Below are 12,089 nucleotides of genomic sequence, written 5' to 3'. Positions count from 1 at the left end.
CAGCCATTCGTCACAGGCTTACGTTAACGTAAAGGTGACAGCCGATTCGGCGTACTTCGCAGGCCGAATCTCCATTTATAAAAACAAGTTTGAAGGTGCCCCCATGAGCTATCCGACTCTGAACTTTGCCCTAGGCGAAACCATCGACATGCTGCGTGACCAGGTGCGCGCCTTTGTTACCAAAGAGATCGCCCCGCGCGCAGCACAGATCGATATCGACAACCTGTTCCCTGCTGACCTGTGGCGCAAATTCGGTGACATGGGGTTGCTGGGGATTACCGTTCCAGAAGAATACGGCGGTGCCGGTCTGGGCTATCTGGCTCACGTGGTGGCCATGGAAGAAATCAGCCGCGGTTCGGCGTCGGTCGCCCTTTCCTACGGCGCGCACTCCAACCTCTGCGTCAACCAGATCAACCGCAACGGCAATCACGAACAAAAAACCAAGTACCTGCCCAAGCTGATCAGCGGCGAACACATCGGCGCCCTGGCCATGAGCGAACCGAACGCTGGCTCCGACGTGGTGTCGATGAAACTGCGCGCCGACAAACGTGGCGACCATTACGTGCTCAACGGCAGCAAGACCTGGATCACCAACGGCCCGGACGCCAATACCTACGTGATCTACGCCAAAACTGACCTGGAAAAAGGCGCCCATGGCATCACCGCATTCATCGTCGAACGCGACTCGAAAGGCTTCAACCGCAGCAACAAATTCGACAAGCTCGGCATGCGCGGTTCGAACACGTGCGAGCTGTTCTTCGACGACGTTGAAGTCCCGGAAGAAAACATCCTCGGCATTCTGAACGGTGGCGTGAAAGTGCTGATGAGCGGCCTCGACTACGAGCGCGTGGTGCTCTCCGGCGGGCCAACCGGGATCATGCAGGCCTGCATGGACCTAATTGTCCCGTACATCCACGACCGCAAACAGTTCGGCCAAAGCATCGGCGAATTCCAGCTGATCCAGGGTAAAGTCGCCGACATGTACACCCAACTCAATGCCAGCCGCGCCTACCTGTACGCCGTGGCCCAAGCTTGCGAGCGCGGCGAAACCACCCGCAAGGACGCTGCCGGGGTGATCCTCTACAGCGCCGAGTGCGCCACGCAAATGGCCCTCGATGCGATCCAGATTCTGGGTGGCAACGGCTACATCAACGAATTCCCGGCAGGCCGTCTGCTGCGTGACGCCAAGCTGTATGAAATCGGCGCGGGCACCAGTGAGATTCGTCGCATGCTGATCGGTCGCGAACTCTTCAACGAAACCCGCTAACGGAGCTGTCCATGGCAATCCTGCATACCCAGCTCAACCCCCGTTCAGCGGAGTTCGCCAGCAACAGCGCGGCAATGCTTGCCCAGGTCGACGCGCTGCACACCTTGCTCGCTCAGGTCCAGCAAGGCGGCGGCGCCAAGGCTCAGGAACGGCATACCTCACGCGGCAAGTTGCTGCCCCGTGAGCGGATCAATCGCCTCCTCGATCCTGGTTCGCCCTTTCTGGAAATCAGCCAACTGGCGGCTTATGAAGTCTATGGCGAAGACGTGCCGGCAGCCGGGGTGATCGCCGGCATCGGCCGGGTCGAAGGCGTCGAATGCATGATCGTCGCCAACGACGCGACGGTGAAAGGCGGTTCGTATTACCCGCTGACGGTGAAAAAACACCTGCGCGCCCAGACCATCGCCCAACAAAATCGCCTGCCGTGCATCTATCTGGTGGACTCCGGCGGCGCCAACCTGCCGCGTCAGGATGAAGTGTTCCCGGACCGTGAACACTTCGGCCGGATCTTCTTCAACCAGGCCAACATGAGCGCTATGGGCATTCCGCAGATCGCCGTGGTCATGGGCTCTTGCACCGCCGGTGGCGCCTATGTGCCGGCCATGGCCGACGAAGCGATCATGGTCCGTCAACAGGCGACGATTTTCCTCGCCGGCCCGCCGCTGGTGAAAGCCGCAACCGGTGAAATCGTCAGCGCCGAAGACCTTGGCGGTGCCGATGTGCACTGCAAGATTTCCGGCGTGGCCGACCACTATGCCGACAGCGACGAACACGCGCTGGCGCTGGCTCGGCGCAGCGTGGCCAACCTCAACTGGCGCAAGCTCGGCGAGTTGCAGCAACGCACGCCGATCGCCCCATTGTTCGCCAGCGATGAGCTGTACGGCGTAGTGCCGGCCGATGCCAAGCAGCCGTTCGATGTACGTGAAGTCATCGCGCGTCTGGTCGACGGTTCGGTGTTCGATGAATTCAAAGCGCTGTTTGGTACGACGCTGGTCTGTGGCTTCGCGCATTTGCACGGCTACCCGATCGCGATTCTCGCCAACAACGGCATCCTCTTCGCCGAAGCCGCGCAGAAAGGCGCGCACTTCATCGAACTGGCCTGCCAGCGCGGGATTCCATTGCTGTTCCTGCAAAACATCACCGGCTTCATGGTCGGTCAGAAATACGAGGCCGGCGGCATCGCCAAGCACGGCGCAAAACTGGTTACCGCCGTGGCCTGCGCCAAGGTGCCGAAATTTACCGTGATCATCGGCGGCAGCTTCGGCGCCGGTAACTACGGCATGTGCGGAAGGGCCTACGATCCGCGGTTCCTGTGGATGTGGCCAAACGCGCGAATCGGCGTGATGGGCGCCGAGCAAGCCGCGGGCGTGCTGGTACAAGTCAAGCGCGAACAGGCTGAACGTAGCGGTCATCCTTTTTCTGCCGCTCAAGAAGCCGAGATCAAGCAACCGATCCTCGATCAGTACGAAGAACAGGGCCACCCCTACTACTCCAGCGCCCGCTTGTGGGACGACGGCGTCATTGACCCGGCGCAAACCCGCGACGTACTGGCTCTGGCCTTGTCCGCATCGTTGAATGCACCTATCGAACCGAGCCGCTTCGGCGTGTTCCGGATGTGATCTGGAGAAAACCATGAGCGACTTCAACACCCTGGAACTGCTGACCGACCCGCGTGGTTTCGCCACGCTGTGGTTGAGTCGCGAGGCAAAGAACAACGCCTTCAACGCCGAAATGATCCGCGAACTGATCCTTGCGCTGGACAAGGTCCAGAGCGACCCGAGCCTGCGTTTTCTTCTGGTGCGCGGGCGCGGCAAGCATTTCAGTGCTGGCGCTGACCTTGCGTGGATGCAGCAATCGGCCGAACTCGATTACCACACCAACCTCGACGACGCCCGCGAACTGGCAGAGCTGATGTACAACCTGGCCAAGCTGAAGATCCCGACGCTGGCGGTGGTACAAGGTGCGGCCTATGGCGGCGCACTGGGCTTGATCAGTTGCTGCGACATGGCGATTGGTGCCGATGACGCGCAGTTTTGTCTGTCAGAAGTGCGCATCGGTCTGGCACCCGCGGTGATCAGCCCGTTTGTTGTGCAAGCCATCGGCGAACGTGCAGCACGCCGTTATGCGCTGACCGCTGAACGCTTCAGCGGCCAACGCGCTCAAGAAATCGGTCTGCTCAGCGAAAGCTATCCGACCACTGAGCTTGAGCCGCAGATCGAGCGCTGGATCAGTAATCTGTTGCTCAACAGCCCTCAGGCCATGCGCACCAGCAAGGACTTGTTACGCGAAGTCGGCAACGGTGAGCTGACCCCGGCGCTGCGGCGCTATACCGAAAACGCCATTGCCCGAATTCGCGTCAGCCCTGAAGGTCAGGAAGGCCTACGGGCGTTCCTGCAAAAACGTCCGCCAAGCTGGCAGCCCGAATCCATCACCAAGGAGCCGCGTTGATGAGCGCCCCTGTTCTCACCACCTTGCTGGTGGCCAACCGTGGCGAAATCGCCTGCCGGGTAATGCGCACCGCCAAGGCATTGGGCCTGACCACCGTGGCCGTGCACAGCGCCACCGACCGTGACGCGCGGCACAGTCGCGAAGCGGACATTCGCGTCGATCTGGGCGGCAGCAAAGCTGCTGACAGTTACCTGCAAATCGACAAACTGCTCGCTGCCGCCAAGGCCAGTGGCGCCCAGGCAATTCATCCAGGTTATGGCTTCCTCTCGGAAAACGCCGGGTTCGCCCGCGCCATTGAAGCCGCCGGTTTGATTTTCCTCGGCCCACCCGCTTCGGCCATCGACGCCATGGGCAGCAAATCCGCCGCCAAAGCCCTGATGGAAACCGCAGGTGTACCGCTGGTGCCGGGTTATCACGGCGAAGCCCAGGACCTGGAAACCTTCCGCGACGCCGCCGAACGCATCGGCTATCCGGTGCTGCTCAAAGCAACGGCTGGTGGCGGCGGCAAAGGCATGAAAGTGGTCGAGGACGTCAGCCAGTTGGCCGAAGCCCTGGCCTCGGCGCAGCGTGAAGCCCTGTCTTCATTCGGCGACTCACGGATGCTGGTGGAAAAGTACCTGCTCAAACCACGTCATGTGGAAATCCAGGTCTTCGCTGATCAGCACGGTAACTGCCTGTATCTCAACGAACGCGATTGCTCGATTCAACGTCGTCACCAGAAAGTCGTCGAAGAAGCCCCGGCGCCCGGCCTGAGCACGGAACTGCGCAAAGCCATGGGTGAAGCGGCAGTCCGTGCGGCGCAGGCTATCGGTTATGTCGGCGCAGGCACCGTTGAGTTTCTGCTGGATTCGCGCGGCGAGTTCTTCTTCATGGAGATGAACACTCGCCTGCAGGTCGAGCACCCGGTCACTGAAGCCATCACCGGCCTTGATCTGGTCGCCTGGCAGATTCGCGTCGCCCAAGGCGAGCCGCTGCCAATGACTCAGGCGCAGGTGCCGTTGATCGGCCATGCGATTGAAGTGCGCTTGTATGCCGAAGACCCAAGCAATGATTTTCTGCCGGCCACCGGCCACTTGGCGTTGTACCGCGAGTCAGCGGCAGGTCCGGGCCGACGCGTCGATAGCGGTGTCGAGGAAGGCGACAGCATTTCGCCGTTCTACGATCCGATGCTCGGCAAGCTCATCGCCTGGGGCGAGGACCGCGAGCAGGCACGTCTGCGGCTGCTGAGCATGCTGGATGAGTTTGCCATTGGCGGACTGAAAACCAACATCAGCTTTCTGCGCAGAATCGTCGGTCACCCGGCCTTCGCTGCGGCTGAACTGGATACCGGATTCATCCCACGCTATCAGGAACAATTGCTGCCAGCGCCAAACGAACTCAGCGATGAATTCTGGCAGGCTGCCGCTCAAGCCTTTGCGCAAAGCCAGGCACACACCGTACGCACTGATGACCCGAGTTCGCCATGGGCCGTTGGCAACGGTTTCCGTGCCGGGTTGCCGGCAGAAATCACGCTGCACTTGAGTTGCGAAGGGCAAGACCGGGCAATCACCCTGACCCCGGCCGACACACGCAACGCCGAGCTCAATGGTGAGCAGCTGCTGGTCGAGCATCACGGCTTGCGCCGTCAACATCGCGCAATCCGCCATGGCGAAAACATCTACCTGCAATGGGAAGGTGAGCTGCGCTGCATCAAGACTTACGACCCTATTGCCGCTGTGGAAGCCAGCCATAGTCATCAGGGTGGCCTGACCGCTCCGATGAATGGCAGCATTGTGCGAGTACTGGTGGAACCGGGGCAAACGGTCGAAGCCGGTGCGCAACTGGTGGTACTGGAGGCGATGAAAATGGAGCACAGCATTCGTGCGCCCCATGCTGGCGTGGTCAAAACCTTGTATTGCCAGGAAGGCGAGATGGTCAACGAAGGCAGCGCGCTGGTGGAGTTGGAATAGTCGCGGTCTGATGACAGGTCCTACGCCGTAGGACCTGTTTGACTAGGGTCTGTACGAAAACGCGCAGGCAGTTTTCGTACAGAGCCTAGAACTTGGCCGTTGCCTGCACCACCACACCAATGATTCGGCACTCGTCGGTAAACAGGGCCTTCGGGTAAGTCGGATTCAGCGGCACGAGATAGCGTTGCCCGCCCTCTTCTATCAGCTTGCGAAAAGTCGCTTCGGCGCTGTCGGACCACTGCACAATCACCAGTTTGCCGGGCACGGCTTCAACCGCCGGGTCGACCAGAATCAGCATGTCTTGCGCAATACTGATACCGCTCGGCGCAGTCATCGCATCGCCGACCACCACCAGCCAGAACGCCGGACCTTGGGCGTGATAATCCGATAACTCGTAGCGGCCCTTGGTGTAAGCGGCCGGTGCGGGCTCGCGCACTTCGCCAATGCCACGCCAATCACTGACCGGGTAGCGGAAGTACGGGTTGTACTTTTGCGCCAGCGACACTTCGTAATCGCCCTCTTGCGCATCGTCCTGCGCAATCTCGGGCTCCCTGATCACCAGGGCGACTTCGAGAAACCCCAACCCCAACTCCTGAAGCACCCGGTTCATGTCCTCGAGGCTGGGCTGGCGACGTTTGTTCAGCCAATGGCCGACGCCACCCTGAGACATTGCGAGGCGCTCTGCGAGCTTTTCCTGAGTGATTTTGAGTTCACTCATCTTGGCCTTGACCAACTCAATCCATTTATCCATGGGCGGAACAATACTTCGCGTGGTCGGACCCTCAACACACACATTGTAGTATTTAATTTTTCGTCATGAATACATTTAGTACTAGGATTCAGATTACTCATTCGCCCCACCCACGGAGCAATACCCAGCATGGATATCACCCGCAAAGACACGACTGAACCGGAAATCGACGCGAATTTCACCTCGCTCAAAGGCTGTGCAGCCGCCCAGCGCGCCCTCGACTATTACTTGAAACCAACTGTTTCAGAATTCGAAGTCGCGGAACGATTCTTCGATGTAAACCGTAACATCAGCAGTGAAGAAGCTCTGGTCCATGCGTCGGACTTGCTGCGCTGTGCAGCCGCGACTGCTTATGAGTCGGCAGACAACCTGCATGGCGCAAGCCGCGATCTGGCGTTTTCAGTGGTACACATGATCGACATGGCCAAGGCCATGGTGGACAGGTCCCTGGACGGAGACCAGAAAGATTGAACAGGAAAAATCGAAGTGAACGCTGCGATTCGACTCAAGCCGCAGACGTTTGGGAAAGCCACAGGAAAAATTTTCCAATGAGGCGGATGAAAACATTTGACTTGCAAATGATAATGATTATTATTGCATGCAGCTGATCGCGAAATCAGTCGATAGACCAAGAGACCTTAGGTCGGACTCCTGGAATATCTCCTCATCAGGCTAATCACGGTTTTTGACCCGGCTTTTTGCCGGGTCTTTTTTTGCCAGTTATTCTGGCTATGGCTTCAGGCTAATGAAGACTGGTGCTGCTAAATTCGATGGCGCGGATGATATCAAAAGAGCATCTTTTTGCAACAGACCGTTCAAGTACGGGCTTTAGGCAGCAAAAAATAGCACTTGAGAATCAATCGCATAAACACTAAGCTGCGGCTGCGTCAAGGACGACGCCCCCCGTTTATCCCCCCGTAAATTGCCCTCGGTTTTCACCCCCTTGCGTGTAAAGTAACAGCCATAAAAATCATACTCAGGAATAGATTATGACCGTGGCTCACCGCTCCTTTGATATCACCGCCAACTTCGACAGCGGCAACATCGAGGTGCTGGACCTCAGCAATCCGTTACAGGCCTTGCTGGCCATCAAACCAGACACCCGCAGTCAGCATTTCCAATGGTTTCACTTCAAGGCCAGTGGTCTGCACGTCGGCCAGGAACATTGGTTTCGACTGAACAACGCCAGTAAATCCTCCTACAACAAGGCATGGGACGGTTACCAGGCGGTGGCCTCATATGACCACGTGAACTGGTTCCGCGTACCGACGATCTTTGAAGGTGACTGCCTGCGCTTCAGCCTGGAAGCCACCGAGACTCACGCCTGGTTCGCCTACTTTGAACCCTACAGCCGCGGACGCCATGACTGGCTGATCGAGCAAGCGCTGGGCAAGGCTGGCACCGAACTGCTGGCCACCGGCAAAAGCGTCGAAGGTCGCGATATTCAACTGCTGCGCAAAGGTAGCGGCGCCGAAGGCCAGCGCAAGGTCTGGATCATCGCCCAGCAGCATCCTGGCGAACACATGGCCGAATGGTTCATGGAAGGTGTCATCGAGCGCCTGCAACAGCACATTGACCCTGAGTTGAACAAACTGCTGGCCAGTGCCGATCTGTATCTGGTCCCGAACATGAACCCGGATGGCGCCTTTCATGGCCACTTGCGCACCAATGCCATGGGCCAGGACCTCAACCGCGCCTGGCAGAGCGCGAGCCAGGAAATCAGCCCGGAAGTATTCTTCGTTCAGCAGCAGATGGAGAAGTACGGCGTCGACCTGTTCCTCGATATCCACGGCGATGAAGAAATCCCCTACGTATTCACCGCTGGCTGCGAAGGCAACCCGGGTTACACGCCACGAATCGCGAAACTCGAAGAACACTTCCGCAGTCATCTGAAACACCTGACCCGCGACTTCCAGACCACCCACGGCTACACCCGCGATCTGCCGGGTCAGGCCAACATGAAACTGGCTTGCAATAGCGTCGGCGAGAAATTCGATTGCCTGTCGCTGACCCTTGAAATGCCGTTCAAGGACAACAATGACGCACCGAATGCGCGCACCGGCTGGTCCGGCAAACGTTCGATGCAGTTGGGTAAGGATGTGTTGTCGACGGTGGCGGAGATGGTTGGGATGTTGCGCTGATGTCGCTCAATGGCTGCATGCCCATAGGCGTGCAGCCATTTTTCACTCGACGGGGATACGCCGACAATCCTCTGGCCCGAGCAAACGCCCATCCTCGGAACGCAACTCCAAAAGCCTGATTGGCTGACCCTTCTCGCGATCCACCATCCGCGAATGCGGCTCCCCCGCCTCAAAGAAAAACGCCTCGCCCCACTGTCGCAAGCCGATGATCAGGGTGAACAGGCCCTGCCCTTTTTCCGTCAGCACATATTCCTGATAGGCGCTGCCGTCCGATGCCGGGACCACGTCAAAAATCCCGTGGGCCACCAGCGAGCGCAGGCGCGCAGACAATATGTTCTTGGCCATGCCGAGGCTGCGCTGGAACTCGCCGAAACGCCGAATGCCGTCGAAGGCATCGCGCACGATCAGCAATGACCACCAGTCGCCGATGGCGTCCAGCGAACGCGCGACCGGGCACTCGGCATCAGCAAAGGTTGTGCGTTTGACCATGATTGAACTCGCAGGCTGACAGCAGAAAATGTGGTTGCAATATAAAACCAGTCTCTCTACCGTACAACTGGTTTTAATTTGAAACCACATTCGGAGTCCGGCATGAAACCCTCCCATCCCTCTACGCACCTCAGCAGCGGCGTCGTTCTACTGTTCGCCATCGCCTGCGGGCTGGCAGTCGGCAATGTCTATTACGCCCAGCCACTATTGGACGCCATGGCCCAAGCGTTTGACATGGACCCCGCGACTATCGGCATCGTCGTGACCCTGACCCAAGTCGGTTATGGCCTGGGCTTGCTGTTGTTGGTGCCGCTGGGCGACCTGCTCAATCGCCGACGTCTGATCGTGACTCAGACACTGCTCTCGTCCGTCGCCTTGCTGATGATCGCCCTGGCCCCGAGCAGCCTCTGGCTGTTGATCGGCATGGCCCTGACCGGTCTGTTGGCGGTGGTCACTCAGGTGTTGGTGGCTTACGCCTCCACATTGGCGGTGCCTGATGAGCGCGGCCGGGTGGTGGGCGTGGTGACCAGCGGGATCGTGGTCGGTATTCTGCTGGCCCGAACGGTTTCCGGTGCGATGGCGGATCTGGCCGGCTGGCGCTCGATCTATGTGTTGTCGGCCGGTTTGACACTGCTGATGGCGCTGCTGTTGTTTCAGGTATTGCCCAAACGCGAACAAACCCAACCGGCCAGCCGCTATTGGAGTCTGATCGGCTCAGTGTTCGTTCTGTTCAAAGAAGAAGCCGTGCTGCGTCAGCGCGCCACTCTCGCCCTGCTGACATTCGCCAGTGCCATGGTCCTGTGGACGCCGATGGTGCTGCCGCTGAGCGAGCCGCCCTTGTCACTGTCCCACAGTGAAATCGGCTTGTTCGGACTGGCCGGTGCCGCCGGTGCCTTGGCCGCCGCACGCGCCGGGCATCTGGCTGATCGCGGCCTGGGCCACTGGACCAGCGGACTGTCGCTGCTGTTGATGCTCGCCTCATGGCTGCCGATCGGTCTGACCCAATCGTCACTCTGGGCATTGCTGCTGGGAGTGATCGCCTTCGATCTCGGCTTGCAGGCCGTGCACGTGACCAGCCAAAGCATGATCTACAGCGTACGGCCCGAAGCCCAAAGTCGGCTGACTGCAGGCTACATGCTGTTCTACTCGATAGGCAGCGCTCTGGGTTCCATCGGTTCGACAGCGATCTATGCATGGGCCGGTTGGCTGGGCGTCTGCTGGCTGGGCGCGGGGATCAACGCCGTGGCGCTGGTCTATTGGCTGCTGACACTGAAAAGCGGCGCACCCGAGCGCTGCGCCGTGCCGGCCGATCAGTGATCCTTGCCGTGCAGCATGCTGTCCAACACCCCATCACGCCGCACCCAGCCATGGAACAACGCCGCTGCCAGGTGCGACAGAACGGTCAGAAACAGCAGGTACGCCAGATAACCATGAGCCGTGCGCAGGAAGGCAAACAGCAGCGCATTCGCTGGCACAATCGAGGGCAGTTGCCACGAACTGCCGAGCATCACCGGATCCCCCGCCGCCGAAATCATCGCCCAGCCCAGCAACGGCAGGATCAGCATCAAGGCGTAAAGCAGCACATGCGATGCCTTGGCCGCCAGCACTTGCCAGCCCGGCAAGTCTGTCGGCAGCGGCGGTTGGCGGGTCGAGAAGCGCACAAACAGCCGCACGATCACCAACAGCAAAATCGCCACGCCCAACGGCTTGTGCAGATGGATCAACCATTCATGGCGTTCGGACACTGACGCAACCATGCCGGCACCGATAAACAGCATGGCGATGATCATCACGGCCATCAGCCAGTGCAACAGCCGCGCCAGTGGAGCGAAATGATGAGGTTGCGCGCTCATTGTGGCGACTCCTGTTTGGCGGTGGGCAACTGGCTGACTTCATGGGTACGACGCAGATAAGAACTGGCATAAGCCGCCGAACGTGCGGCCAGCAACGGATCATCGGAACCCTCGATGCCGCTCGGCAATACCAACGGGTCGTAGTTGATGTCGCGGCACTCACCGTCGTTTTGCGCCTGAGTGCTTTCCAGCACCAGGGTCCCGGCGTTCAAGACCGTGCGCTCACCCAGCCAGGCCTTGCTGGCGTCGTTGGTCGGGTCAGCAGGCGCGGCCAGCGTGATATTCAGCTGCCAACGCAGCGGCCCGGTCTTCAAGCGCTGGAGCAGCTCCTTTTCGAGGAAGTCCGCACCGTCAGGGGCGGCGTTGGTGCCCGCCGCGTCTTGCGCCACGGGAACCACGCTCCACCGCACCGCCTGACGCTGGCCTGCCGCGTTGACCAGATAAAACGCATTGATGCCGTTGTAGGTCTCGGTCGCGTAACTGGCCGACGGCTTGGCGGTCTTGACCCATTGCAGGAAAGGCGCGGTTTCCGGGTGTGCAGCGAAAAACGCTGGCACGCTGGCAGGATTGGGTTTGCCGGTGGCCGGATCGGGCGTCTGGGCTTGTTGTAACTGATAGAACGCTTCGGGTGTACCCACCGGGAACACCGGCATGCTGTTCATCCCCGTGCGCCATTGCTGACCGTTGGCCTGCTTGAAGCGCAACGCCAGGCTGCGGATCGGTACGCTGCTGTCCGGCGCGTAGGGATTGCCACTGGGCAGCGCAAAACGCCCCACGACTGGCGTTCGCACCGCGCTGAAAACCTGGGCGGTTGAATACGGGCGCGCCTCACTGCTGCTTTCGAAATACCCGACCACGCACACGCCTTTGGCGTGATTACGCCGAAACCCCAGGTGTACGCCGTTGTTTTTCTCCAACACGTCGACCAGCGCTTTCGGCGTCAGACGCTGTGGGTCAAACGAGCCATTGACGTAGGCAAAGGCCCCGGCCAGTGCGGCGACTACCGCGCCGATACCGGCCAGACGCAAGGCCAGGCTCGCGCTGCTCAGGGGAATTTTGTCGGGCCGTGGCGGTGGTGAACGATCAACCATGAATATCTCCAGGGCCGTGGGCCGCCGGTGGGAAGGATCAATCAGACGAAGCCCACGAAGGTTTATTCCATGGCCCGGTTTTTATTTTTCCAACGCTGGA

11 protein-coding genes are annotated in these 12,089 nt (G+C 59.6%); 7 read left to right on the top strand and 4 right to left on the bottom strand.

The window, feature by feature from the left end:
- Positions 1 to 103 precede the first annotated feature (103 nt).
- Genes ACIPIN_RS07670 through ACIPIN_RS07655 form a run of 4 tightly spaced genes read left to right on the top strand, consistent with a single transcriptional unit; the run spans position 104 to position 5,664 of the window.
- Positions 104 to 1,267: an isovaleryl-CoA dehydrogenase gene (locus tag ACIPIN_RS07670; protein WP_401117176.1), complete on the top strand. Its 1,164-nt coding sequence runs from the start codon at positions 104 to 106 to the stop codon at positions 1,265 to 1,267.
- 11 nt (positions 1,268 to 1,278) lie between these two features.
- Positions 1,279 to 2,886, top strand: a complete 1,608-nt coding sequence (locus ACIPIN_RS07665) for a carboxyl transferase domain-containing protein (protein ID WP_401117174.1) — start codon at positions 1,279 to 1,281, stop codon at positions 2,884 to 2,886.
- Positions 2,887 to 2,899: 13 nt separating this feature from the next.
- Complete coding sequence (locus ACIPIN_RS07660) at positions 2,900 to 3,715, top strand: gamma-carboxygeranoyl-CoA hydratase (protein ID WP_401117172.1); 816 nt, start codon at positions 2,900 to 2,902, stop codon at positions 3,713 to 3,715.
- A complete protein-coding gene (locus ACIPIN_RS07655; protein ID WP_401117170.1) occupies positions 3,715 to 5,664 on the top strand; it encodes an acetyl/propionyl/methylcrotonyl-CoA carboxylase subunit alpha in 1,950 nt (649 codons plus the stop codon). The genes ACIPIN_RS07660 and ACIPIN_RS07655 overlap by 1 nt, the downstream gene beginning before the upstream one ends.
- An 85-nt stretch (positions 5,665 to 5,749) precedes the next feature.
- On the opposite strand, the gene ACIPIN_RS07650 is transcribed toward ACIPIN_RS07655, so the two are convergent.
- Positions 5,750 to 6,415, bottom strand: coding sequence for a LexA family protein (locus ACIPIN_RS07650; protein ID WP_401117169.1), 666 nt, complete (start codon positions 6,413 to 6,415; stop codon positions 5,750 to 5,752).
- 129 nt (positions 6,416 to 6,544) lie between these two features.
- Between ACIPIN_RS07650 and ACIPIN_RS07645 the strand changes: the two genes are divergently transcribed.
- Complete coding sequence (locus ACIPIN_RS07645) at positions 6,545 to 6,886, top strand: DUF6124 family protein (protein WP_123426372.1); 342 nt, start codon at positions 6,545 to 6,547, stop codon at positions 6,884 to 6,886.
- A 518-nt stretch (positions 6,887 to 7,404) separates the two neighbouring features.
- Entirely contained in the window at positions 7,405 to 8,556 is a 1,152-nt protein-coding gene (locus tag ACIPIN_RS07640) for a M14-type cytosolic carboxypeptidase (RefSeq protein WP_401117167.1), read from the top strand.
- 42 nt (positions 8,557 to 8,598) lie between these two features.
- On the opposite strand, the gene ACIPIN_RS07635 is transcribed toward ACIPIN_RS07640, so the two are convergent.
- Positions 8,599 to 9,045, bottom strand: a complete 447-nt coding sequence (locus ACIPIN_RS07635) for a winged helix-turn-helix transcriptional regulator (RefSeq protein WP_401117165.1) — start codon at positions 9,043 to 9,045, stop codon at positions 8,599 to 8,601.
- Positions 9,046 to 9,147: 102 nt separating this feature from the next.
- On the opposite strand from ACIPIN_RS07635, the gene ACIPIN_RS07630 reads away from it, so the two are divergent.
- On the top strand, positions 9,148 to 10,362 hold the full coding sequence (locus ACIPIN_RS07630) for an MFS transporter (protein ID WP_401117163.1): 1,215 nt from the start codon (positions 9,148 to 9,150) through the stop codon (positions 10,360 to 10,362).
- Here the strand turns inward: ACIPIN_RS07630 and ACIPIN_RS07625 are convergent.
- On the bottom strand, positions 10,356 to 10,898 hold the full coding sequence (locus tag ACIPIN_RS07625; protein ID WP_401117162.1) for a cytochrome b: 543 nt from the start codon (positions 10,896 to 10,898) through the stop codon (positions 10,356 to 10,358). The two genes, ACIPIN_RS07630 and ACIPIN_RS07625, sit on opposite strands and share 7 nt — an antisense overlap.
- Positions 10,895 to 11,989, bottom strand: coding sequence for a catalase family peroxidase (locus ACIPIN_RS07620; RefSeq protein WP_401117160.1), 1,095 nt, complete (start codon positions 11,987 to 11,989; stop codon positions 10,895 to 10,897). The genes ACIPIN_RS07625 and ACIPIN_RS07620 overlap by 4 nt, the downstream gene beginning before the upstream one ends.
- Positions 11,990 to 12,089: the final 100 nt, after the last annotated feature.

Origin of the sequence: Pseudomonas sp. NPDC087697, from assembly GCF_044743155.1 — a bacterium.
GTDB lineage: Bacteria > Pseudomonadota > Gammaproteobacteria > Pseudomonadales > Pseudomonadaceae > Aquipseudomonas.
The sequence above is the reverse complement of the archived record's forward strand: the minus strand, read 5'-3'. Positions and strand labels throughout refer to the sequence as shown.